At 45.0% G+C, this 24,605-nt stretch carries 20 protein-coding genes; 8 read left to right on the top strand and 12 right to left on the bottom strand.

Annotation, left to right across the window (positions count from 1 at the left end; genetic code table 11):
- Positions 1-2: 2 nt before the first annotated feature.
- On the bottom strand, positions 3-1,298 hold the full coding sequence (locus ACWYU8_RS05775) for a serine hydroxymethyltransferase (protein WP_457517924.1): 1,296 nt from the start codon (positions 1,296-1,298) through the stop codon (positions 3-5).
- A gap of 392 nt (positions 1,299-1,690) precedes the next feature.
- Between ACWYU8_RS05775 and ACWYU8_RS05770 the strand changes: the two genes are divergently transcribed.
- Positions 1,691-2,314 carry a helix-turn-helix domain-containing protein gene (locus tag ACWYU8_RS05770; protein ID WP_457517922.1) on the top strand — a complete coding sequence of 208 codons (624 nt, stop codon included), beginning with the start codon at positions 1,691-1,693 and terminating at the stop codon, positions 2,312-2,314.
- A 264-nt stretch (positions 2,315-2,578) separates the two neighbouring features.
- Positions 2,579-3,697: a glycine cleavage system aminomethyltransferase GcvT gene (gcvT, locus tag ACWYU8_RS05765; protein ID WP_457517920.1), complete on the top strand. Its 1,119-nt coding sequence runs from the start codon at positions 2,579-2,581 to the stop codon at positions 3,695-3,697.
- Between the two features lie 62 nt (positions 3,698-3,759).
- Here the strand turns inward: gcvT and ACWYU8_RS05760 are convergent, their stop codons facing one another.
- Positions 3,760-4,494 carry a TetR/AcrR family transcriptional regulator gene (locus tag ACWYU8_RS05760; RefSeq protein ID WP_457517918.1) on the bottom strand — a complete coding sequence of 245 codons (735 nt, stop codon included), beginning with the start codon at positions 4,492-4,494 and terminating at the stop codon, positions 3,760-3,762.
- Between the two features lie 159 nt (positions 4,495-4,653).
- Between ACWYU8_RS05760 and ACWYU8_RS05755 the strand changes: the two genes are divergently transcribed.
- The 4 genes from ACWYU8_RS05755 to ACWYU8_RS05740 all read left to right on the top strand — a co-directional run bounded on the left by ACWYU8_RS05755 (position 4,654) and on the right by ACWYU8_RS05740 (position 10,749).
- Positions 4,654-5,727: an efflux RND transporter periplasmic adaptor subunit gene (locus tag ACWYU8_RS05755; protein ID WP_457517916.1), complete on the top strand. Its 1,074-nt coding sequence runs from the start codon at positions 4,654-4,656 to the stop codon at positions 5,725-5,727.
- The gene (locus ACWYU8_RS05750) at positions 5,727-6,788 is read left to right on the top strand and encodes an efflux RND transporter periplasmic adaptor subunit (protein ID WP_457517914.1); all 1,062 of its coding nucleotides are present in this window, start codon (positions 5,727-5,729) and stop codon (positions 6,786-6,788) included. Before ACWYU8_RS05755 ends, ACWYU8_RS05750 begins: the two co-directional genes overlap by 1 nt.
- Complete coding sequence (locus ACWYU8_RS05745) at positions 6,788-9,847, top strand: efflux RND transporter permease subunit (RefSeq protein WP_457517912.1); 3,060 nt, start codon at positions 6,788-6,790, stop codon at positions 9,845-9,847. Before ACWYU8_RS05750 ends, ACWYU8_RS05745 begins: the two co-directional genes overlap by 1 nt.
- A gap of 191 nt (positions 9,848-10,038) precedes the next feature.
- Positions 10,039-10,749, top strand: a complete 711-nt coding sequence (locus tag ACWYU8_RS05740; protein ID WP_457517910.1) for a hypothetical protein — start codon at positions 10,039-10,041, stop codon at positions 10,747-10,749.
- Between the two features lie 84 nt (positions 10,750-10,833).
- Here ACWYU8_RS05740 and fruA read toward each other — a convergent pair whose 3' ends face one another.
- The 3 genes from fruA to fruB are packed head-to-tail and all read right to left on the bottom strand — an operon-like array spanning position 10,834 to position 14,707.
- A complete protein-coding gene (fruA, locus tag ACWYU8_RS05735) occupies positions 10,834-12,570 on the bottom strand; it encodes a PTS fructose transporter subunit IIBC (protein ID WP_457517908.1) in 1,737 nt (578 codons plus the stop codon).
- A 19-nt stretch (positions 12,571-12,589) separates the two neighbouring features.
- Positions 12,590-13,564, bottom strand: coding sequence for a 1-phosphofructokinase (gene pfkB, locus ACWYU8_RS05730; protein WP_457517906.1), 975 nt, complete (start codon positions 13,562-13,564; stop codon positions 12,590-12,592).
- 9 nt (positions 13,565-13,573) lie between these two features.
- Positions 13,574-14,707, bottom strand: a complete 1,134-nt coding sequence (gene fruB / locus ACWYU8_RS05725; RefSeq protein ID WP_457517904.1) for a fused PTS fructose transporter subunit IIA/HPr protein — start codon at positions 14,705-14,707, stop codon at positions 13,574-13,576.
- A gap of 385 nt (positions 14,708-15,092) precedes the next feature.
- Between fruB and cra the strand changes: the two genes are divergently transcribed.
- Positions 15,093-16,073 (top strand): catabolite repressor/activator, encoded by a 981-nt coding sequence (gene cra, locus ACWYU8_RS05720; protein WP_457517902.1) that lies wholly within the window; start codon positions 15,093-15,095, stop codon positions 16,071-16,073.
- A gap of 47 nt (positions 16,074-16,120) precedes the next feature.
- On the opposite strand, the gene ACWYU8_RS05715 is transcribed toward cra, so the two are convergent.
- On the bottom strand, positions 16,121-17,074 hold the full coding sequence (locus ACWYU8_RS05715) for an endonuclease/exonuclease/phosphatase family protein (protein ID WP_457517900.1): 954 nt from the start codon (positions 17,072-17,074) through the stop codon (positions 16,121-16,123).
- 198 nt (positions 17,075-17,272) lie between these two features.
- On the opposite strand from ACWYU8_RS05715, the gene ACWYU8_RS05710 reads away from it, so the two are divergent.
- Positions 17,273-17,797 carry an RNA-binding S4 domain-containing protein gene (locus tag ACWYU8_RS05710; protein WP_457517898.1) on the top strand — a complete coding sequence of 175 codons (525 nt, stop codon included), beginning with the start codon at positions 17,273-17,275 and terminating at the stop codon, positions 17,795-17,797.
- Between the two features lie 77 nt (positions 17,798-17,874).
- On the opposite strand, the gene ACWYU8_RS05705 is transcribed toward ACWYU8_RS05710, so the two are convergent.
- The 6 genes from ACWYU8_RS05705 to ACWYU8_RS05680 form a co-directional block, all read right to left on the bottom strand.
- The gene (locus ACWYU8_RS05705) at positions 17,875-18,795 is read right to left on the bottom strand and encodes an amino acid ABC transporter permease (RefSeq protein WP_457517975.1); all 921 of its coding nucleotides are present in this window, start codon (positions 18,793-18,795) and stop codon (positions 17,875-17,877) included.
- Between the two features lie 62 nt (positions 18,796-18,857).
- Positions 18,858-19,676 carry a transporter substrate-binding domain-containing protein gene (locus ACWYU8_RS05700; protein WP_457517896.1) on the bottom strand — a complete coding sequence of 273 codons (819 nt, stop codon included), beginning with the start codon at positions 19,674-19,676 and terminating at the stop codon, positions 18,858-18,860.
- A 9-nt stretch (positions 19,677-19,685) separates the two neighbouring features.
- Entirely contained in the window at positions 19,686-20,483 is a 798-nt protein-coding gene (locus tag ACWYU8_RS05695; protein WP_457517894.1) for an amino acid ABC transporter permease, read from the bottom strand.
- On the bottom strand, positions 20,483-21,217 hold the full coding sequence (locus tag ACWYU8_RS05690; RefSeq protein ID WP_457517892.1) for an amino acid ABC transporter ATP-binding protein: 735 nt from the start codon (positions 21,215-21,217) through the stop codon (positions 20,483-20,485). Before ACWYU8_RS05690 ends, ACWYU8_RS05695 begins: the two co-directional genes overlap by 1 nt.
- Positions 21,218-21,418: 201 nt before the next feature.
- The gene (gene pyk, locus ACWYU8_RS05685; RefSeq protein ID WP_457517890.1) at positions 21,419-22,891 is read right to left on the bottom strand and encodes a pyruvate kinase; all 1,473 of its coding nucleotides are present in this window, start codon (positions 22,889-22,891) and stop codon (positions 21,419-21,421) included.
- A gap of 172 nt (positions 22,892-23,063) precedes the next feature.
- Positions 23,064-24,443, bottom strand: a complete 1,380-nt coding sequence (locus tag ACWYU8_RS05680; protein WP_457517888.1) for an MFS transporter — start codon at positions 24,441-24,443, stop codon at positions 23,064-23,066.
- Between the last annotated feature and the right edge of the window lie 162 nt (positions 24,444-24,605).

Below are 24,605 nucleotides of genomic sequence, written 5' to 3'. Positions count from 1 at the left end.
GTTTATTGGTAAAGAGGGAAGCGACCACACAGTGCTTTCACTTCTTTGCGAACGCGCTGTTCTACTTCTGCGTTACCTTCAGGGCTTTCGACTAGCCCATCCAATACATCGCCAATCCAATTACCGATGAGCTTGAATTCTTCTGCGCCAAAGCCGCGGCTTGTGCCTGCTGGTGTACCCAAACGGATCCCAGATGTAATCATAGGCTTCTCTGAGTCAAATGGGATGCCATTTTTATTACATGTGATTCCCGCACGCTCGAGAGCCTCTTCTGCTTTGTTACCTTTCAAACCCTTAGGGCGAAGGTCAACCAGCATCAGATGAGTATCAGTTCCGCCAGTCACAATGTCGCAACCGCGAGTCTGCAATACTTCAGCTAACACTTTTGCGTTATTGATCACTGAATTGATATAAGTCTTAAACTCAGGGCCAAGCGCTTCACCAAATGCGACGGCTTTTGCAGCAATCACGTGCATTAACGGGCCGCCTTGAAGGCCAGGGAATACCGCTGAGTTGATTTTCTTAATGATTTCTTCGTGGTTAGTTAAGATCATGCCGCCACGTGGACCACGCAGTGTTTTGTGTGTTGTTGTAGTCACAACGTGCGCGTGTGGTAGTGGGCTTGGATGAGCGCCAGTCGCGATAAGGCCTGCGATGTGCGCCATATCAACCATTAGAATTGCATTAACTTCGTCTGCGATTTCGCGGAATTTAGCGAAATCGATAGTACGCGGAATTGCACTACCGCCAGCGATGATCATTTTTGGCTTGTGTTCTAGTGCCAGAGCACGAACATCTTCGTAATTAATTTCTAGTGTTTCACGGTCAACACCGTACTGTACCGCGTTGAACCATTTACCAGAAAGAGCAGGGCGAGCTCCGTGTGTCAGGTGACCACCCGCGTCCAGTGACATACCTAAAATTGTGCCACCAGGCTGAAGAAGTGCCAGCTTCACTGCGCCGTTTGCCTGAGCGCCTGAGTGAGGTTGAACGTTTGCGTATTCACAATTAAAAAGTTTTTTCGCACGTTCGATAGCGATTGCTTCTACGGTATCAACATGCTCACAACCACCGTAGTAACGACGGCCAGGGTAACCTTCAGCGTATTTATTTGTTAGGCAAGTGCCTTGAGCTTGCATTACCGCTTTAGAAACAATGTTCTCAGAAGCGATAAGTTCGATTTGTTCGTTTTGGCGAGCGAATTCCGCCTGAATTCCGGCAAAGACAGCATCATCTGTCGCAGAGAGGTTGGTAGAGAAAAAGTTTTCCAAGCTGTGGTTAGGGTAACTCTTATTCATGGTAGTTGACCTTCCAAATCTGAAAATGAACCCGCAATAGATTGAATTATTGGTTTGCGGTTAGGTTCATTTGTCCTCAAAACAGCTGTACTGCGTAGCAGAACAGAGCGAACATCCAGCCCTAAATGTGGGCAAAAACTCCGTCGGATTTTGCGTTACTATTCCAATCTCTCACGCCTAATCGTTTACGGAAAAGTGCATCTCTACATCTAACAAGGCTGTAACATAGCGCTTGAGAAAGGAACAATCAACAAAAAATTTCCTATAGGAAACACGACTTCGTTTTTTGTTAACAAGCGCACACTTTAATTAACCTGGTGGACTTTTATCCATTATATGGTTCATGCACAATGCGTATAAGGAGAGAGATAAGAACATTTAAAGAGGGAATTATGGCAGGAAGTATTTATGATGAATACCCATCGATGACGTTAACGAAAGATAACTATGATGAGAACATAGAGCCACTTAAGCTCGGTCAGCGCATTAAAGACATTCGCTCGAAGTTGGGTATTACACTCGAAGAGGCGAGTCAAAGAACTGGCCTTGCGCGCTCTACACTTAGTAAAATTGAGAACGAGCAGATTTCACCTACGTTTCAGGCGATGCAAAAACTGGCTCTTGGTTTACAGATTGATATGCCGCAACTGTTTGAACCACCTAGAAAAAAGGTTGCTACTGGCCGTAGGGATGTCACCAGAAAGAGTGAAGGAAAGCCGCATCCAACCCAAACCTATGAGCACGAACTTCTTGCTACTCAACTTTCCAATAAGAAAATGATGCCGTTCAAAAGTCAGATTCGTGCGCGTAGCTTTGATGAATACAAAGATTGGATTCGCCACGACGGTGAAGAGTTTTTACTTATCTTATCTGGTGAGGTGCGATTCTACTCAGAGTTTTACGAACCAGTGGTATTGGGCGAAGGTGATAGTGTTTACTACGATGCAAACATGGGTCATATGTTGACCAGTGTTAGTGAGGAAGATGCACAGATCCTTTGGGTCACTGCCAAATAATGATAAAAAATTGTAAATTTCCTATAGTGAAGGCAAACGATTGCCATTGGTTTTAAATTCGTTAAAATGGCGCTCTATTGACGATTCATCACTCAATGTAGCGCCTTTTTTCAGCATTTTGTTGTGATTAAAATGTTAAAAGTCACACTTTTGAAAGCCAACAGTCGTCTTGTTCGTGCAAAATGGAATCAAGCGTGTTTATTATTGGAAACATAGAAAGCGAATGCCGACAGCATTCTCGGGTCTATCTAAATGGAGACGAACATGACTCAAGAACTTCTGAAAACACCTCTGCATGCACTTCATATTGAAGTTGGCGCAAAAATGGTCCCGTTCGCGGGTTACGATATGCCTGTTCAGTACCCACTAGGCGTAAAAAAGGAACACTTACACACTCGCGATGCCGCAGGTCTGTTCGATGTTTCTCACATGGGTCAACTTCGTTTGTTTGGAGAAGGTGCGGCGGCATTCCTGGAAACATTGGTTCCAGTTGATATCATCGACCTGCCACAAGGTAACCAACGCTACGCTTTCTTCACGAACGAACAAGGCGGAATCATGGATGACCTGATGGTGGCTAACATGGGTGATCACTTATTCGTGGTTGTTAACGCGGCGTGTAAAGAGCAGGACATCAATCACCTAAAAGCTCACCTTCCTGCTGACGTAGAGTTAGAAGTCATTGAAGATCGCGCGTTACTTGCTCTTCAAGGACCAAAAGCAGCACAAGTACTTAACCGCTTTAATGCTGAAGCTGCAGATATACTATTTATGGACGTGAAGAAACTAGAGATTCTGGGCGTTGAATGCATCGTGAGTCGCAGTGGTTATACGGGTGAAGATGGTTACGAAATCTCAGTTCCTAACACTCATGCTGAAGAGTTGGCACGTAAACTAACCGCAGAAGTTGAAGTTGAGTGGATTGGTCTGGGTGCTCGAGACTCACTGCGTCTGGAGTGTGGTCTGTGTCTATACGGCCACGATTTGGATACAACTACAACGCCAGTTGAAGCAAGCCTTCTATGGGGTATTCAGAAAGTTCGCCGTACTGGTGGTGAGCGCGAAGGCGGCTTTCCAGGTGCTGACGTTATTCTAAAGCAGATCGAGACTAAAGATGTTGCGCGTAAGCGTGTTGGTTTAGTTGGTCAGACGAAAGCGCCAGTTCGTGAAGGTGCGGAACTGTTTGATGCTGAAGGTACGTTGATTGGCGTAGTAACTAGTGGTACTGCTGGTCCTAATGCTGGTAAGCCTGTTTCAATGGGTTATGTAAGAGCAGATTTAGCAGAAATCGGTACAGAGTTATTTGCTGAAGTACGTGGCAAAATGCTACCTATGACGGTTGAGAAAATGCCGTTCGTTCCTCAACGCTACTACCGTGGCTAATTGGATTAGATGAAAAAATGCCGAGCTAGTGAGCTCGGCATTTTTTATTTTTGACTGGAATACTAAAGTTCTTCGCCTACAGCTTGATCAATCGCACAACACATATCAATAACTATATCTTCCACCTTAACAGGGTGGAGCATGTCTTCTTTTTTGATACTGAATTGACTCGCAATGATTGTGTTAAACAGTTCCCAGTGTCTTAACAGCATCTTTTCACGATCATCAGCAATATCAGGCCATGTTTGCTGCATCAACGGTGCTAATGTCACTGCCCCATGAGCAAACAGGATCATTTGCCATTTTGATTCCCAATGATCCACTGGCGCGTCAGGGAACTCAAGGTTGTACTCTTCAAAGATGTGAGCAAAGATTGATTCAAATTCCCTCTTCGTTCGCAGGAAGTAATCAAACAGAGCGTTGTCATCCTGACGAATAGAGTCCGCAATCATCTGTACGGGGTGCGGATTGACTAAGGTAAACGCCAGCATACGAACGATAAATAGATAAATTTTATTATTAGATGGTGTGCCTTCTGGCATTTGGTTGATCAATTCGGCCATGTAGTCTTGCATGTACTCGTCCATTGCATCGCTGACCGCTTGCCAAATCTTCTCTTTGCTTCCGAAGTGATGTCTGATCAAACTATGTGAAACACCAGCTTTTTCGCTGATATTTCTTAGCGAGACGCGCTCGTAACCAAGCTCAGAAAACATATCTGCTGCAACTTTTAGGATTACGCATTTAGTGTGTTCTGCTGCTTCTGCACTTCGTCGGCCTTGCTTTCTTTCATTCATACTTCGAATTTCCCGAATATTAATCAACGCGTTACTTTTTACCAGAATCAGGCCTATTTGACTAATTAATTTACTATACAAATGGAAAATATGTTGATCTAACTCAATTTGTGAATATACTGCACATCTGTGTAGTAAAATAGCTTATGGAGATAACGGGTGCGTAAACAAAATCTAAAACGCACTTTGGTTGGCGCTGTTGTGACATTGAGTCTCTCCGGTGCGCTGACCGGGTGTAACAAAGCAATATCTGAACCTGCCGAGCCTCTGATCAAACCCGTAAAACTACTTGCGGTGAAAGATTTGTCTGTAGCAGATTCTGATGCGTTCCTAGCACGCATCGACGCAACACATCGAGCACAGCTTTCATTTCAAGTTGATGGTGAAGTGGACCAACTGTTAGTCAGAATGGGTCATGAAGTCAAAAAGGGTGATGTTTTAGCTACGCTTGACCCGAAAGATCTCCAATTAGCTCTTGACTCATCTCAAGCTCAATACGCACTGGCTAAAACTCAGTGGCAACGTGCAAAGAGTTTGTACGGCAAAAAACTGATAAGCACTGACCAATATGATCAGCAAGAAACCCAATATAAAGCGGCTTTAGCCAACTTCGAACAAGCAAAAACGGATCTGAGCTACACCAAAATTCATGCGCCATTTGATGGCGTGGTTTCTTACACGTATGTGAAACCATTTCAAGTGGTTGGTGAAAAGCAGGAAATTTTGAATCTTATTGATAACAGCACTTTGGATGTTTCATTCACATTGCCAGTGACTTATGCCGAGTCTGTTTCCCTTGCTTCACTGCGAAATGCAGACATGTGGGTGACGATGGATAGCGCGCCAGATGAGCGTCTAGCGGGCAAATTCAAAGAGATTTCTACTCAGCCTAATAAAGACACCAATAGCTACGAAGCTATTGTGACTATCACTCGTCCTGCTGACCGTAATTTGCTCACAGGAATGACGGGACAAGTTCATATCGCGAAACAGAATTTATCTCCTGCTATGACGTTGCCTGAAACTGCGTGGCTAAATAGAGACACGCGTCAAGGAGAGGTCTGGGTGATGGACGGTGCTACTCAACAAGTTCAAAAGGTGACATTGTCACTTAATGATAGTGGTAGTGTGGAAGCCGGATTAGATACCGACGATTACGTCGTCATAGCAGGTGTTGAGCGTTTGGTCGAAGGCCAAGTTGTTAAGGCTTGGGTGCGTGAGGGAGGCATTTAATGAAACGTTCTTTATTTACAATCTCAGCTATTGCTATTGCTGTACTTACCGGATGTCAGGCTGATAACCAAAATGTTTCCGAGCATCCCCTCTACGTTTCAACTGTATCGGTTGATGCTCCGGTAAAAAGTCAGTTTCGCGCTTTTAAAGGCATCGTGGTCCCGGCAGAGCAGACGCCCATCGCATTTCGACGAGCGGGTGAAGTGCGTCATGTCCTCGTGCAAGAGGGAGATGTGGTTAAGCAAGGCCAAATGATCGCAAAGCTAGATTACAGTAAAGAGAAGCAAGCGGTAAACGATGCGGAAGCACAATATACCTTGGCAATTCGTCAGTTGAAGCGTGGTGAGGAACTGCATCAACGTCAGATGATTTCTAAAGCGGAACTTGATGAACTGACAGCAAACAAAGAGCTTTCGGAAGCGAACTTCTATAGCGCGACCAACCAGCTGAACTACACGCGTTTATTTGCCCCATTTGCAGGTAAAGTTTCTGACGTCTTAAAAGAGCGTTTTGAGCGTGTCGCCGCTGGTGAGACCGTACTTAATCTGTATCAAAATGATTTGGTCTACGTGCGTATCGAACTCTCAGATAACGTTCTTGCACAAGTTAACCCAAATACAGAGAACATGAGCTACAAGCCTAGAGCTACTTTTTCCGGTGATACCAATTCGTATTCGTTGGACTACTTGGAGCACACAAGTGAACCCAATTCAGAAACTCAGACTTATGAAATGTATCTGACCATGCCACAACCAGAAAAAGAGATTTTGCCCGGAACTAGCGTCAGCGTGATGGTTGACATGGTTGAAGCGGGTATCACATCAATTGACGGCTACAACATTCCCGTCACGGCTCTTCAGGCGGAGAGTGGGAGTAATGCATTCTCTGTTTGGAAACTTAATGGTGACGTTGTCACCAAAGTGCCTGTGAATATTTCGCAAGTTAATGGTGAAGGCGCAATTATCTCATCTGGCGTTAATCAAGGAGATGTTTTGGTTAACTCTAATTTACGTAAATTGCGTGAAGGAAAACAAGTGGAAGCTGTGGAGAAGATCCAATAATGAACATTGCTGAGTATTCTATAAAAAATAAAGTCATCAGTTGGCTGTTCATTGCTATTCTTGCCGTTGGTGGTGTTACTTCATTTCTTGAACTCGGCCGATTGGAAGACCCAGCGTTTACCATCAAAGACGCAATGATCGTTGCGACTTATCCCGGTGCGACTTCAAAAGAAGTGGAAGAAGAGTTGACGTATCCGCTTGAAAAAGAGATCCGGAAACTTCCTTATATCGATAATATTACGTCAACGTCTTCAGACGGCATGTCGCAGATTATGGTGAGCATGAAGATGGACTACGGTCCTGATGAGTTGCCACAAATCTGGGACGAAATGCGCCGGAAGATAAATGATCTGCGACCAAATTTACCTCAGGGTGTGCAATCTCTTCAGATCATTGATGACTTCGGTGACGTTTACGGTGTGATGCTGATGCTGACAGGGGATGATTATAACTACGTCGAGCTCAAGCGTTATGCTGATCACCTGACTCGCGAATTGGAGTTAGTCGATGGTGTCGGAAAAGTCGATGTGGCTGGCGATCAACAAGAAATGCTGTTCGTCGAGATTTCATTGGATCGTCTTGCTGCACTCAACATGGACATGAACGTAATTTCTAACTTGTTAAACCAGCAAAATAATGTGGTTTCAGCGGGTGAGGTCATGGTGAATGGCGAAAGCCTTATCATTCGCCCAAGCGGTACGCTTAATACTATCGAGGCACTGGGCAACCTGATCATTCACGGACGTGATACTGGTAACCTGATCCGCTTAAAGGACGTGGCGACCATCTCTCGTGGTATTCAGGAAAAGCCAGGCAACGTCATTCTGTATAATGGCAAAAAAGCGATCAACATTGGTATCTCATTCGCGTCAGGCGTAAACGTGGTCGAAGTCGGAGAGCGTCTAGATGCTGAGCTTAAAAGCCTAGAATCAATCAAGCCTGCGGGCATCGATTTAAGCTATTTCTATAATCAGGCGAATGAAGTTGATGAGTCTGTAAAAGCGTTTGTTGTTAGTCTGAGTGAAGCCGTTGCTATCGTAATCATTGTTCTTCTGTTCACGATGGGCTTACGAAGCGGGGTGATCATCGGTGTTGTTCTCTTGTTGACGGTATTCGGTACCTTCATCTTAATGAACTACAACAATATAGAACTGCACCGAATTTCTCTTGGTGCTTTAATCATTGCCCTGGGTATGTTGGTTGATAACGCGATTGTCGTTGTCGAAGGGATACTCGTCGGGCTGAAGAAAGGGCGCACGAAGCTACAAGCTGCCGTTGATATTGTTAAACAGACTCAGTGGCCATTGTTGGGCGCTACAATAATCGCGATTACCGCTTTTGCTCCAATTGGGCTTTCACAAGATGCGACAGGCGAATTCATGGGCTCTCTGTTCTGGGTTCTATGCTTTTCGCTGTTCTTGAGCTGGGTTACAGCAATTACACTGACCCCGTTCCTTGCTGACCTGCTTTTAAAAGAAGAGGACAAAGATTCGGGCTCAGACGACGAAGACCCTTATAAAGGTTGGTTGTTCGTTGTGTTTGGCGCATTTCTTAAGTTTGCTTTACGATTCCGTTGGTTAACGGTGATTAGCATGGTTGCAATGTTAGCGGCTGCGGTGGTGGCATTTGGAAGCGTAAAACAGCAGTTCTTCCCGCCATCAAATACACCAATGTTCTACGTAGATATGTGGATGCCGGAAGGGACTGATATCCGTGAAACGGTCAAAGAAGCAGAATCAGTTGAAAACTATATCAGACAGCAGGACGATATTGATTTTGTCTCGGTATCGATTGGTCAAGGTATGCAACGTTTTGTGCTGACCTATCAACCAGAGAAAAGCTACGAAGCCTATGCTCAGTTCCAGGTTAGGACGACTGACCGTGAAAACATGTTTAAGCTTCTCCATAAGTTGGATGAACACTTAGCGAAGGAATTCAACGAACCGACATTCCAATTTAAGCTGATGGAGTTTGGTCCGTCACCAGCATCGAAGATTGAAGCTCGAATTACCGGCCCTGATCCTCAAGTACTACGCGACTTGGCGGTAAAAGTGGAAGATATTCTACATACTGATCCTGGCGCGAGAAACATTCGTCACGATTGGCGCGAACGCACTAAAGAGTTGGTTCCGGTATTTAACGAATCGAAGGCTCGTCGTCTGGGGATTTCGAAAGAAGATCTCTCTAGTACATTGCAGATGTCATTTGGCGGTAGCACGCTAGGTGTATTGCGTGATGGTACACATACGCTGCCAATCATGACGCGTCTTCCTGAATCGGAACGTGTGGATTTCGAATCGCTACAAAACGTGACTATCTGGAGCCCGTCACTTCAAACCTATATCCCTGTGGATCAGGTAATAGATGGTGTGAATCTGGATTGGAGCGAACCGCTTATTCAGCGCCGAGATAGAAAACGTACGCTGACGGTTTTGGCTGACCACGATGTACTGAGTGAAGATACTGCAGCTAGCCTGTTTGCACGTGTTCAACCAAAAGTGATGGCATTACACCTTCCTGATGGTTACGAAATTACATGGGGTGGCGAATATGAATCTTCAAAAGATGCGCAAGAAGGTCTGTTCGGTTCACTGCCGATGGGTTACTTGTTGATGTTCATCATTACCATCTTGTTGTTTAACTCCATCAAAAAGCCACTGGTTATTTGGTTCACCGTGCCATTGGCTATCATTGGTGTGTCATTTGGTTTATTGGCGACAAATATGCCATTTAGCTTCACCGCTTTCTTAGGCTTATTGAGTTTGAGCGGGATGATTTTGAAAAACGGTATTGTGCTACTCGATCAAATAAACCTCGAATTGGAGTCAGGCAAAGATCCATACATCGCGATTGTAGATAGTGCGATAAGCCGTGTTCGTCCGGTAAGTATGGCGGCGTTAACAACAATTTTAGGAATGATTCCACTCGTTTTTGATGCCTTCTTTGGCTCAATGGCGATTACGATTATGGCAGGACTTGGTTTTGCAACAGTATTGACACTCATAGTTGTGCCAGTAATGTTTGCGATTCTGTATAGGATTAAACCGACCACTGCATAAGGACTCCTGACTTTTTTAAAGTCAGTTTCCTGCCTGGCCCTGAAGGATTTCTTCAGGGCTTTTTTGTTTTAAGAACCAGTGAATACGCATCGATAAGTTACTTAGTCTATTGTGTTGATTGTCTTTGTTGATTTCTAGCTCCGGTTATTTCTGTATACTTGTCAACTACACACATAACAAAGCGAGAAAGTATGAACAATCGCGTATTAAAAGGGATTTACCTTCTTGGCTCATTATCACTGGTTGGCTGTTCATCTTGGGATAGTACGTCGACTGAAACACAATTGAGCGAAGCGGGAGTGAACCAAGCGTCTCCTGAGATGATTTCGTCATGGGTTGAAACTCAAATTTTATCTCCAGCCGGTTTGTCGTTGGAGGAAGACAACATTCGCTATTTAACGGGTAACGCCGATCTAAACAGTGATGGAAGTGCCGAGCACATCGTTCTTATGCAAGGTCGCTATTTCTGTGGAAGTGGCGGTTGTACCGGATTCCTTTTCGATAACAACGGTAAATTGATTAACAATATGAGCGTTGTCAAAACGCCGGTTGTATTAGCGAACAGCTACAGTCATGGCTGGCAGGATTTTATGGTGTGGAGTAATGGCTCATACCGACTAATGAGTTTTAACGGTGAAGCTTATCCAAGCAATCCATCACTTGAGCCAGCAGTGAATCGTGACGCAGATATGCAAGCCGCGATTGCCAACGTAATGGCGTCGGAACTGTATCAGGAAGATGGTTATGACATTCAGCCTGCGCAGGAGAGTGAGTTGTGGACACCTGCGAATGTGTATTTCTTTACGTTCAAACATTCTGGCGATTCAGACCGTATTTATCGCGCCAGGGTAGACATGAACAGTGGGGATGTGAAAATCGAAGCTGAGCCAGACGCGAAATAAAAAAACGCCTCTCTCAACCGGAATTTGAGAGAGGCGTTGGATGCCAAAGTGGAGGGTGGCGTTTTTTAAATTGTTTAAATCAGATTAAGCAGTAACTTCTTGTTTTGCTTCTGCTTTGCTTTTTAGGAAAGCGTACGAGAAACCTGTTACCGCTGTACCAGCAGCAATCGCCACTAAGTACATCAATACAGGAGTGATTGCGTTAGGGATAAGTAGCACGAACAGACCACCGTGTGGTGCCATCAGTTTTGCACCGAACAGCATCGAAAGCGCACCTGTTAACGCGCCACCTGCCATACAGGCTGGGATAACACGCATTGGGTCTTTTGCTGCGAATGGGATAGCACCTTCAGAGATGAAGCACAGACCCAGTACAAATGATGCTTTACCCGCTTCACGCTCGTTCTCTTCAAATTTGTTCTTAGCAATGAACGTTGCCAGACCCATACCCAACGCCGGAACCATACCTGCCGCCATGATTGCAGCCATTGGCGCGTAAGTTTGAGAAGCCAACAGACCAACACCGAACGCGTAAGCCGCTTTGTTTACCGGACCACCCAAGTCGAAGCACATCATCGCGCCCAGAATAATACCTAGTAGAACCGCACGATCTGAACCCATGTTGTTCAGGAACTCAGTCAAGCCGTTCATAATGCCTGCAACCGGACCACCAACGATGTAAATCATTACCAAGCCAGTGAACAGAGTTGCGATGAATGGAATGATCAGAATTGGTTTAAGTGCTTCCATTGACTGAGGAAGTTTCACTTTATCAGCGAGGAATTTCGCCGAGTAACCCGCAATGAAACCTGCTGCGATGCCGCCTAAGAAACCTGAACCGATAGAACTAGCCAGCATACCGCCAACTAAACCTGGAGCCAGACCTGGACGGTCAGCAATAGAGAATGCAATGAACCCAGCTAGAACAGGAATCATCAGAGCAAATGCAGAGCCACCCCCGATATTCATTAGAGCTGCAGCTAAAGTGCCTTCTTCTTTAAAGGCTTCGATACCAAATACGAAGGATAGGGCGATAATCAAACCACCAGCAACCACAACAGGAAGCATGTGCGATACACCAGTCATCAGGTGTTTGTATACGCCTTTCTTCTCTTCGGTTGCAGACGTAGCAGCAGAACCCGAGTGTTGATACACGGTAGCTTGCTCAAACGCTTTGTCCATCTCTTCCGCTGTTTTTTTAAGCGCAGGACCAGTCTTGGTACGGTACATTTTCTTACCGTTGAAGCGATCAAGTGGTACTTCGATGTCAGCTGCAATGATAACTAAATCCGCTTCTGCAATTTCTTGCTCGGTCAACTGGTTCTTCGCGCCTACTGAGCCACGAGTTTCAACCTTAATTTGGTGACCACGACGTTTGCCTTCTTCGTCAAGTGCTTCTGCTGCCATAAACGTATGTGCAACACCTGTAGGGCAGGCTGTGATTGCGACAATTTTTTTAACAGAAGAAGAAGCCGTGCTTTCTGCTGGCGCTGAAACGGTTGTTGCTTGATCGAGAGTAACGGCACTCTCTACAGCAGTCTGAAGAAATGCTGTGGCATCTTTTGCTACAGCGCTAATCTCTGCTTGATAAACCTTTTTACCAACGAAACGAGAGGTATCTACAGGAGTATTCGCTGCGATGACGATAGCTTCAGCCTGCTCGATGTCGGCGTCGGTTAGCAATGTCGGTTCAATGATACTTGATTGGCATTCAATTTTTGCGTTCCAACCAAGTTTAGCGATCGCTTGTTCTAATAGTCCTGCTGCCAGGATGCTATTTGCTACACCGCTTGGACAGGCTGTAATAATGGCAATATTCATACTGATAACCTTCTGTTCCTTAGTTGTTTTCTAAGTTTGTATTGGTATTAAGCTCGTTAACCTGAGTTTGTAACTTAATGTTCTCCAGTTCTTCCTGACTGGTAAGTCCTACACCGACCTGACTAACTGCGAGTGCAGATAGTGCGGTGGCGAAGCGTAATAAATCGATTTTTGGCATTACTTGCATGTGACCCCAGCACAAACCAGCAACCAATGTATCTCCGGCACCTACGGTACTGACGACATTCATTCTTGGTGGTTGAGCACGTAACCATTCACCCTGGTTGAGCCACATCACACCGTCGGCTCCCATCGAGACCACGATGTTTTCGATACCTTTGTCGCTAAGTGTCTGCGCTGCTTTTTGGCACTGCTCTGGTGTTTCCAGATGCTCGCCAACAAAATCACTCAACTCTTCATCGTTGGGTTTGATAAGCCAAGGGTGCGCTGCTATACCTGCGCTTAGCGCGGCTTTACTGCTATCAAACAGAACCTTTTTGCCAAGTTGGTGCAGTTTTTCAATCCATGCAGCGCATAACTCTGGTGTCACACCACCCGGAAGGCTACCAGCAAGAACAAAATACTCGTGTGTTTCTGCCAGACGGAAAAGGGTTTCTTCAAAACGGGCAATGTCTGAAGCGGTAACCTGCACACCCGGGAAGTTGATGTCGCTGACTTCACCGTTCGATTCAACAAGTTTTACGTTGATGCGAGTAGAGCCTGCAACTTCAACAAATTCGTCTTTTACGCCAAGTTCTTCAAACAACTGATGGAAGAGCTCAGGGTTATCTTTACCCAAGAATCCTGTAACCGTAACGTCTGCACCCAAATCACTAAGGACTTTCGCTACGTTCACGCCTTTACCAGCGGCATGCAGATTGCTTTGCTTAACCAGGCTTACTGAACCGACTTTTAACGCCTCTACTGAGCCGGTAAGATCCAGCGCAGGATTCAGCGTAATCGTGACGACTTTGCTTGTTTTTGTGCTAGTCATATTCACCCCTTAACCTTCGCCAAGGCCAGAAGCAATAGCGTTACCGATGGACTCAAGCGCTTGAGCTGCATCAGGGCCTTCAGCGGAAAACTGAAGTTGGTGACCGTGTTTAACACCCAGAGCAATCACTTTCATTAAGCTTTTCGCGTTTACGACTTTACCGTCACCATCTAGGTTGGAAACGCGAATCGTGGATTCAAATTTCTTCGCTTCTGCGACCAGCATTGCTCCCGGACGAGCGTGCAGACCGTGCGAGTTTTTGATTTTGAATACAGCGGTGTTGCCATCTTCAGATGCGGCAGGTGCCATCTCTTCCCCTTTAAACAGGGCAAGAATTTGTTCCGCAGAGGCATCCAACAATTTGCTGTGCTGTTTGTTAAACACAATATTTGAGATGGTATTCAAGATAGACTGGTGTGCGTTGTTACATGCTGCAAAAGCGATAAGCGCGCGTACTGGCTGACCTTCGTATTCACAATCATTTGCAGTTGAAACAAAAGAAACACCAGTGCGAGATACTTGTTTGTTACTGCCTACCAGCCATAAGCCATTACCAAGATCGGTTGGCGCTTTAGTCACTAGGTCTGCAACAAATTGTTTGTCTGCACATCCAGTGTTAGTCAGTAGACCTCCCGCAACTGCACTCATTTGAATCATGTCGCTTGCAGGGAATTTCAGTTGGATAAGCGATGCATCAAAATCAGCTTCTAGCTGAACATCACCGTGAAGTAGGGCGATAATGTCATCTTCGCTCTTAGCATTTCGCAGACGTTCTTCAACACCGTCAGCACCAAGAACTTTGGTCAGTTGTTTTAGAATACCAAGGTGTTCGTCAGACTTGGCTGCAATGCCAATAGCAACGAATACTTTGTTGTCATCTCCCCAGTCAACGCCTTCAGGGAAATGATGAACAGCAACACCTGTGGTTTTTACCATCGAGCGTGTATCAGTTGTTCCGTGAGGAATTGCAATGCCGTTGCCCAAAAAGGTTGAGTTTTGGTTTTCACGGTTAAGCATTCCTTCTACATAACCAGCTTCGACCAAACCTTTTTCCGTCAGGCTTTGGGCAATGCTTTTAATTGCTTGAAACTTATCTGTCGCGGATTGTGATAGGGTAATGTCGTTCTTACTTAGCTTAAGCATGGTGCTTCTCCAGCCTTAACTTATCAATTTAAAATATGTTTCGGTTGAGCGGCTAAGCGTCGCCTTTGTAGACAACTGTGCCAGCGATCAACGTCTATAATTTTGCTTTCGTTCTTTGTCTCTATACATGAAGCTGAAACGATTCAGCTTTACGATAAATTTTTTAAGCTACTCAGCAAAATATCTTCTCATCAAACGGTAGCCATCGCTTTTAATCCTAGACTAAGTCTTTGACGACTTCCGCTTTTTGGTGATTTAGGTCAATTTTTAAGTTTTTGCTGAATCCTTTCAGCTTTTATACTGAATCGGTTCAGCATATAATTCAACTTATCGTAGGATCATTGATGTATTAATATGATCGCGCGCACAGAATAAGGTGAAGAATATGACACTGGATGAAATAGCTAAATTAGCAGGCGTTTCCAAGACCACTGCAAGCTATGTAATAAACGGGAAAGCACAGAAATACCGCATCAGTGAAAAGACGCAAAAAAGAGTGATGGAAGTGGTAGATGAATATAACTATCAGCCCGATCATGCTGCTTCGGCATTGCGTGCAGGAAACTCGCGTTCATTTGGGCTTATCATTCCAGACTTAGAAAACACCAGTTACGCACGTTTAGCAAAACTTATCGAACAAAATTCTCGCAAAGCGGGATATCAAATTTTGATCGGTTGCTCAGACGACGACCCGGATACTGAGCAAAAAGTTGCGGAAGCGTTGATCAGTCGTCGAGTTGATGCGCTGTTCGTTGCCAGCGGTATGCCATCGGCAAATGAGTTCTATCTAAAATTACAAAACTCAGGGACACCGGTAATTGCTCTCGACCGTCCGATGGATGATGAACATTTTAGCTGTGTGATCAGTGAAGATTTTGATGCCGCATTAGAACTGACGGAATCGGTGCTTTCACAGGAGATAACTTCAATCGGTTTGATTGGAGCATTAAAAGATCTACAGATTTCTAAGGAGCGTGAACTCGGCTTCCGCTCTGCTTGTGAGAAAGGCGATAGAGTCATTATGGTCGGTTATGGTCAACACTTCTCTCGAGAAGAAGGGAAAAAGGTAATCGCGAAATGGCTGGCTGAAGATAATCTTCCCGATGCTATTGTCACCACTTCCTACACTTTGCTTGAAGGCGTGTTGGACATGATGTTAGAGAAACCTGATTTGATGAGCAAAGTGCGTTTAGCGACATTTGGTGATAATCGATTGCTGGATTTTCTGCCCGTCAAAATTAACTCACTACCTCAGCAATTCGAAGTGATTGCGGACAGCGCAATGGAATTAGCCTTGAATGCTTCGGCAAAGCGTTATAAACCGGGTGTTGAGTTAATCCCACGTAAGATAGTGAAGCGACAATAATACCGTTACTACAAAGCGTGTTTAGATAGCCGATGGAAATGGAATTCTTATAGTTTTATTTCCACGGTCAGTGCCACAAACGCGTGGTCGCTGGCATACTTGTCTCGTTGATAGGATGGATTAATCAAATGCTCGTCCAGCACTTCATAGTCGACCACTTCAGCGACAGAAACCTCTGAATGAGCATCAAACTCCTGTGAAAGAAGGATGTAGTCGAGCACATTTCCTTGTGAAAAATGGTAGTGAGTCGCAGGACGATCAGCCAAGGCTGGGGTGACCTGTAAATCCCATCCATCTCGCAGCTGTAGTTCAGTGACGCTGTCACCAAAAGGTTCGGTTAATACACTGTTCACGCCATTTCGTGTAATGGGTTGATTCATGTCGCCCATTAATACCGTTGGCATGGGTTTGTCTTTATATTGATTCTGCATCGAATCCCTCAGCATTGCAGCTTCCCACCCTCGTTGTTGTGTCGATAGCCAACGAGCCATGACAGGGCTCGCATATTCGGTATTGTTTGAATCTGCAGGGCGTTGAGACTTCAAATGGGTGACATAAACGGCAATGTGACCAAGCGTTGGGTGAATGACCTGCGCATAAATCGGCTTACGGCTAAATGCTGGTGCGGTATTCAGTCCGAATGGAGCGAGGGAATCACTATTGAATGTGACGGGTTGTACTTGCTCTATCGGATATCGAGATACAATAGCAACGACAGGATGTGTGTAAATATACTCGTCTTCCACATGTGGATTGTCTACAGTTGCAAAGTAAGGATACCCCAGTTCATGAAAGTAAGATCTGGCTTGTTCAATGCTGAATACTTCTTGTAGACCGATAATGTCAGGCTCGAGCTTTTCAAGTTGATTTTGAGTCCAGCTTAGTTTTCCTTGCCACTGCTCACCTGAGTAGATATTTTCAAAATCATAGTAAGCGTCAGGTGGTGCAATAAAATTAAATAGATTTGCAGTAACAAAGGTTATCTGGCTCGGTCTGGACAAAATGTGTTCTCGTTTTAGAAATTATTTGGACAGTATATACCTAAATAACCTCAAGATGTTTGGTTCAGCGAGAATGACTTGGCTAACAGAAACAACACGTTAAACTTTAGTCTGTGACTCGTCTAAAATTACGCTTAGGTATCTATTTACCTGCAATCCGTTTAAACTCCCGTGCAACAAGTTAAATGAGTAAAGAACATGACCCAAGATTACGACCATGAAGCCCATTTAGATAACGAAGAGCTAGAAGGCGAAGAGATTGAAATCGAAGCAATAGGTATCGAGGTCGATGCGCATCCGATCGAGTTGTATAAGCTTTTTAAAATCGCAAACTTGGTTAGCGGTGGTGGTGAAGCAAAACATATTATCGATGAAGGTTATGTTGCCGTAAACGGAGAAGTTGAAACCCGTAAGCGCCGTAAAATGTACGATGGTGACTTTTTTGAGTTTAACCAGGAGTACTATGTTGTTGTCTGTGATGCCCCTGTGACTGAGCCTGAAGCAAAAGAGGCGAAACCTAACCAACAAGCAGCGAAAAAACAGCAGAATAAATCTCAGCCTTCGTCTAAGAAACAAAAGCCAGCTAGCAAGTCAAATAAAGGCAACCCAGATAAAGGTCATAAGGCGGCTAAGTCAAAGAACAATAAAAAGAACGCAGCGGAAAACAAACCAAAGCCGAGTCGCGATCCAAAAAGCGGACGTAATTCTATCGACTTCTTCTGATACTTCTCTCAGAGCACAAGAATCAAAAAAATAGGCGCCGACATTATGCTCGGCGCTTTTTATTTCTGTCATTGAAATCAGAAAGAGTAAGACTTCGATTTTTTCTCGACATAGCGAAAAAAGAGCGAGAGTCCAAAACAGACTAAGAAGTAGGTTAACCCTACAAACAACCAAATTTCAAAAATATAACCTGATGAATTCGCAATTTCTGTTCCGACGAAAGTCATCTCCTGGATAGAAATCAGAGAGACGATCGAGGTGTCTTTGACTAGAGAAATAGTCTGTCCAGCGAGTGCGGGCGTAATCGCTTTCAGAACTTGCGGGGCGATAATAAATCGATACTTGACCCAACGTGGGAGTCCTAAGGAATCCGCCGCTTCCCACTGGCCTTGAGCAATACTCTGTAATCCGGCTCGGATGACTTCTGCAATGTAAGCTGATGACAATAAACCAACACAGAGCACGCCTGAAGCGAGGTTTTCCCATAATTGAGCGGGACCAAACAAAAAGTTCTGGAAGGTGTTTGGTTCACCTCGGTAATTTCGCAGCAATGCTTCAAGTCCGAGTAGCGGGATTATTTGGTTTGAGATAAAAAAGTAAAAAATGAAGACGAACACCAACGGGGGGACATTACGTACCAATTGGATAAACGCATTAGCAGGTGTTTTCAGCCATACCGATTCGGAGAAGCGGGCTAATCCAAGCAGAGTCCCTAAAACCAATGCAAAGGCGAGTCCCCAAAGGCTTAATCTTAGCGTGGAAATTAAGCCCTGAAAAAAATAAGGGAGGCTGCCGTCCGCTCTTGGCGTAAACAACAATGCAAATGCTTCTGACCAGTGCCAAATGTAATTAACTCCAACCGTCGAGCGGTAGTAAAGCCAAAATACAAATACTGCACAGAGAACAATCAACACCATATCGAGTAGATTAAGCCGTGTCAGTAACGAGCTTGACTTATCTCTGCTAGGTGAGAGTCGAGTTCCGGTTTGTCCGCTCAAACTATCTGATTCCGATTTTATTAACATTGGCTTTGGCTCGCATTTAAGCGAGCCACGTAATGCTATTGCCCTTGAGCGACTTGATCTTGCCAGTCTAGCGTCGAGAACCAGTATTCATAACGATCTTTTAACCAACCATCTTGAGTACGGGCTTCAATCCACTTATTGAAGAACTCTTTCTTATCTTCTTCGCCTAAACGTACAGCAAAGGCCTCATTGCCTTTTGAAAGACGCTCAGAAAATGGCAGGAATAGCTTATCACTGTGTTTAACCGTCTCATGCTCTGGCTTAGGGCTTGAGGCGATAACCGCGTATGCATTTCCGTTTAGCACTTCCTGAAACGCTTGAGCATCATCATCGAACTGTAGCATCTTCGCTTTCGGGAAAGTTTCTCTGGCCACCTGAACGGTAAACGCGCCGCGACGAACAGCGATATTTACTCGGCGAGAATCAAAGTCTGACAACTGAGTAAAGCCTGAAGCTAGCTCTTTATTTGCCGCTACCTGAACGCCAGAATGGGAATACGGATCGGTGAATAACACGCTTTTTGAGCGCTCTGGCGTGATAGACATACCACCGATAATGACATCAAATTTCTTAGCAAGAAGAGCAGGGATAATGCCATCCCATGCAGTAGGAACAAACTCGACTTTCAGATCAGAATCTGCCGCCAAGCGTTTTGCAACGTCAATTTCAAAGCCAATCAGTTCTCCTTGCTTGTTGCGCATTGCCCAAGGAACAAAAGTCGACATACCAACGCGTAGCGTGCCTCGCTCCTTGATTTGGTCTAAATTTGGTGTTGCTGGTTCTTCACTTGCTAACGATGGTACAGAGAGAGCAAGCCCTAATATTGCAGTAATGGTCGCTTTGAATAACTTCATGTTATCTCCTTATAATTTGCGCCAACTGGCTCCTAATTTGTGTTCCAGCAAAGCAGATAAGCCGGACAATGAGAGTGTGAGAGCAAGGTAAATCGCTGCCACAGTAAACCAAATTTCAAACGGCATCGCCGTTTCTGAAACAATATTTCTCGCTTCGGTTGTCAGGTCGAAGATGGCCATCACGCTGACGATCGAAGAGTTTTTTATCAGCGAAACAACTTCGTTTGTTAACGGAGGCAGTGTACGTTGTAAGACCTGAGGCAAGATGACGTCTTTATAACTATAGAATGGTGAGAGACCGAGTGTTTTGGCTGCTTCAAATTGCCCTTTAGGGATACTGTTTAAACCCGCACGAAATATTTCTGCGGTATAGGCACCCTGAAAAAGTGATAGCGCCAATACGGCGGTGGAGAATCTGTCGAGTCCGATGACAGGACCAAATACGAAGTAAAGTAAGTAGATTTGCACCAACAGTGGTGTGTTACGGATTAACTCAACGTAAGCGCTGCCAATGGCTTGACCGATTTTTGAATCGCTTAGTCTAAGTAGTGCGGTGACCAAACCGAATACTAAAGTGAAAACTAAACTAATGGCGGATATCTTGACTGTTACTAGCAAACCGCTTATCAGTTCTGCAGACCACCATTCGCCATCTTCATAAAACGCGATGTAATCAGGCACACGTTCCCACTGCCACTGATAACCCATGGATTGTGCGCCGGAGTCAAGTAGCCAAGCAATGGCTGCAAACAGGACCACTATTTGCGTCAGGGCTTGGAATGCTGGTTTGAATACTCGTCTTATCATCAATAGCTTAAAATCTGGTTTAAAAACGCGCGTGTTCTGGGGTGCTGAGGTGTATCGAATAAGGCAGCAGGGGAATTGATTTCCACGATTTGACCTTCATCCATAAACACGACACGGTGTGCTACTTTTTTCGCGAAGCCCATTTCGTGGGTTACGCAAATCATTGTCATACCGGTTTGAGCAAGCTCAACCATGACATCAAGCACTTCATTGATCATCTCTGGATCAAGCGCAGAGGTCGGCTCATCAAATAATAGCAGGTCTGGTTCCATGCATAAGGAACGGGCTATCGCGACGCGCTGCTGTTGCCCTCCAGAAAGCTGAATAGGGTATTTGTTTGCTTGTTCTTCAATGTCCACGCGTTTGAGGTAGTGACGTGCTTTTTTCTCGGCTTCTTGCTTGGATAATTTTAGTGTTCGCATTGGCGCAAGGGTGAGGTTGTCGAGCACGGTCAGATGGGGGAAAAGGTTGAAGTGTTGGAACACCATGCCAATTTTTCCGGGTTTGATTGCTTTTCTATTCGAAGGTTGGCCAAAGATATAAAGTTGTCCCTCTTGTATCGACTCCAAAGCGTTGATGCAGCGGATCAGCGTTGATTTACCTGAACCTGATGGGCCACATACTACAACGATTTCACCAGAGTGAATCGATAAGTTGATATCTTTGAGAGCGTGGTAATCACCATACCATTTGTTTACGTTGCTAAACTCAACGATGGGCGTATTCTCTTTCAAAAGTTCGCGCTTTTAGGATAACGATTACCTAAACATAGCAAGTGATGAACTTGATTTCAGTTAGTACGAACACATATTCGAACTAAAAGCGGAACAATGAAAAAGGACCTGCCAGATGGCAGGTCAATTCCCTGTGGAGCAATTATCGGGGGGAGAAATTCAAGATCGATCTTGAATAAGGGTGATAGGGTATGGGCTTGTCTAGGCGGCTACGGGTTGTTTAACTTTGGGTGCCGCACATAATTTAAGTAGGCGACAGGCGTTAATCTCTCCCATGCCTTCAATTGAGTCTAACTGAGTCATCAAAATCGAAGAAATACTCGCGTTTTCAGCCTTTTGGCGTAAACACTCGACAAGTTGTGGAGCAATGTCGGCAGTCTCTTCTGTCACTTTGAAATACAGAGGCTCAACACCACGCAGTATCGTAAGCTGAGCGAGTAGCGAAGGGTTATCACTGAGCGCCCAAATCTGCGTTTTACTTTGACAACGAGACATCAACAGAGGCGTTTCACCATCCTTAGTTAAAATGGCGACACCAAGATCTTTATGAACTCGCGATGCGGAAATCATAGAAGATAGGGCGAAGCTTTTACCCGGCTCAGAACACAAATGGTGCAGTGTATCCCAACAGCCATTGTTGAATTCGAGTTCTTGCTCTGCGCCACTGGCAATGCGTACCATGGCTTCTACGGCTTCTATAGGATATTTACCTGCAGCAGACTCAGCAGATAGCATGACTGCATCAGTGCCATCAATAATCGCGTTTGCTACATCTAACACTTCAGCTCGAGTTGGAAGTGGGTTTTCTATCATCGACTCCAGCATCTGAGTGGCTGTAATTACGGGTTTTCCCCAGTATTTTGAGCGATCGATAAGCGATTTTTGTACCATTGGTAATCGTGCGTCACCAATTTCTACGCCCAAATCACCTCGCGCAACCATGATGATGTCTGATGCTTGAATGACATCGTCCATTGCGGCTTTTGTCTCAACAACTTCAGCGCGTTCAACCTTTGCGACAATTTTTGCATTGCAGCCCGCTTTTAACGCCAGACTGCGAGCGTAGTTGATATCTTGAGCGTTGCGAGGGAAGGAGATAGCGAGAAAGTCGGCACGTAGTTTAGCTGCGGTCTCGATATCCTGAATATCTTTTTGAGTTAGTGCAGGAGCTGATAAACCACCACCTAATAGGTTGATGCCTTTACGATTTGAGAGTTTTCCACTATTCAGAACCGTTGTTTTAATCGCTTGATTATGGCGCTCTACACTGGTTACTTTAAGTTGAATACGACCATCGTCAAGTAGAAGAATGTCACCCTTAGCGACGTCGTTAATGAGTTCTGGATAGTCAAGGCCAACCATTTCCTGGTGACCTGATTGTGCATCTAACGTGCCGCTTAATGTGAACTCGTCACCTTGCTTCAGTTGAATTGCACCTTGCTCAAAACAAGATATGCGGATCTTTGGTCCCTGAAGATCAACCAGTACACCGACATGCGTATTTAGCTCTGCAGCAATTTCACGCACCATGTTAGCCCGAGCAATATGCTCTTTTGCTGTGCCGTGTGAAAAGTTCAGTCTGACCACATTTGCGCCGGCTTGTATCAGCTTCGTTAGTGTCTCTCTGCTTTCACTAGCAGGGCCTAAAGTCGCCACAATTTTTGTTTTACACATTTTTCACCTCAATCGACACGTAAAATAGAAATTAAACTAGGGGTAATTTCAATCTCATAAATGCACTTTACGAGCGCACTTATGGCATTGAAGTTATGGCTTTAGGCGTTGTAATGTGAGCCTCATTTGCGTCGAGAAAAGGCGGAAGTGTTACCTCCCGCCAAGAGAGTCATTAGTGACTAGGACGAGCTTCTAGCTCTTTATCTTCAACTGGATCGATGTCTACAACTTTCTTAGCATTCCAAACCGTGAGTGCAAGAAGTAGTGAAACAACACCAGCTGCTAACCAGAAGTACTGAGCTTGCGCGAAGTCGTACTTAGTTACGCCATCAACTTCAGTGATCTTGATAAGTGATGCAGAGATAAGCTCCTGACCTGAAGCGGCAATGTAAGAGAACAGACCGATAAAGCCTTTCACAGCGCCAACGGCGTTCTTCGGCATCAGGTCACAAGCAGTCAGACCTGCTAGGAATACCACTAGGCCACCAATTGCAAAGCCAATTAGACCTAGCGCAACAGCGTCGATAATACGGTTGTCAGGACCAAAGAACATCAAGCACATACCTGCGATGTTCGCCAATCCGTAAAGTAGCGTAGGAATGTGGCGGTTAGAGTTAAACAGTTTGTCCGAAACAATACCCGATAGGATTGCGCCCGCCAGACCCGCGATAGGGTATGTAGACATAGCGAAACCTGCGTCAATCAATGAGTAACCTTTTGCTTCCTGAAGGTAAAGTACAGCCCAAGAAGACATCGCGTAGCGAGAGATGTACATTGCTGCACACGCAGCTGCAATTAGCCAAACGACAGGTTGCTTAAGGATAAACATTTGCGCACGGCGAGTTGCTTTTGGATCGTTCTTTTTCTTGAACTCTGGCTCTTCGCCGAATGCTGTTGCTGAATCAGGCAGGCCGTATGTTTGTGGACGATCTTTCAAAACAAAGAACATACAAAGAGCTGCCGCAATTGCCGCGATACCAGCACCGATGAAACCTGCACGCCAGCCGAAGTAGCTCACTAGAGAAGCAGTCAGAATCCAAGTGATACCTTCACCGATGTTACGTGAACCACCCCAGATTGAGTAACGGCTACCACGTTGCTTTGGTGAGAACCACTGGAATAAAGACACACAAGAAGGTGCTGAACCGACAGATTGGAACCAACCGTTCAAACCCCATAACAGTACAAAGAAGAACGCAGTGGTATTAAGACCCATAAAAACGGCAGTAACACCTGACAGAAGTAAGGAGAACGACATAAATCGGCCAATGTTGGCATAGTCAGAGAGGAAACCGTTCGAGAACTTACCAAAGGCATAAGTAAAGAAGAAAGCCGAACCCATGATACCGAGTTCTTCAATAGTCACGATACCAGCATCCAGCATAGGCTTTTTAACTACACCTAAACTCATACGTACTACGTAGAATACGGCGTAACCAAAAACCAGTCCTAAGAAAACTTGCCATTGATAACTTTTGAAACGCGATTGCATTTCGCTTTTAGACCGATCCGAAAGCGGGAGGTCTGGGCGTGTTTTAAAGAAATTAAACATCTTGCACTCCAAGTTTTAATCACAAATGTGTTGTTGCATCGCTATCTTGGAGTGACAGGTAGAACAGTACAAAAGCACAGATTTGAGACACAATTGACCCATATTGATATTTTTGTTGGGTCAAAAATGGGAATTTAGAACGTCGGAGCGTAACGAGTTACT

Source organism: Vibrio limimangrovi, assembly GCF_054064025.1.
Note: the sequence above shows the minus strand (reverse complement) of the source record. Positions and strands in the feature narration are given on the sequence as shown.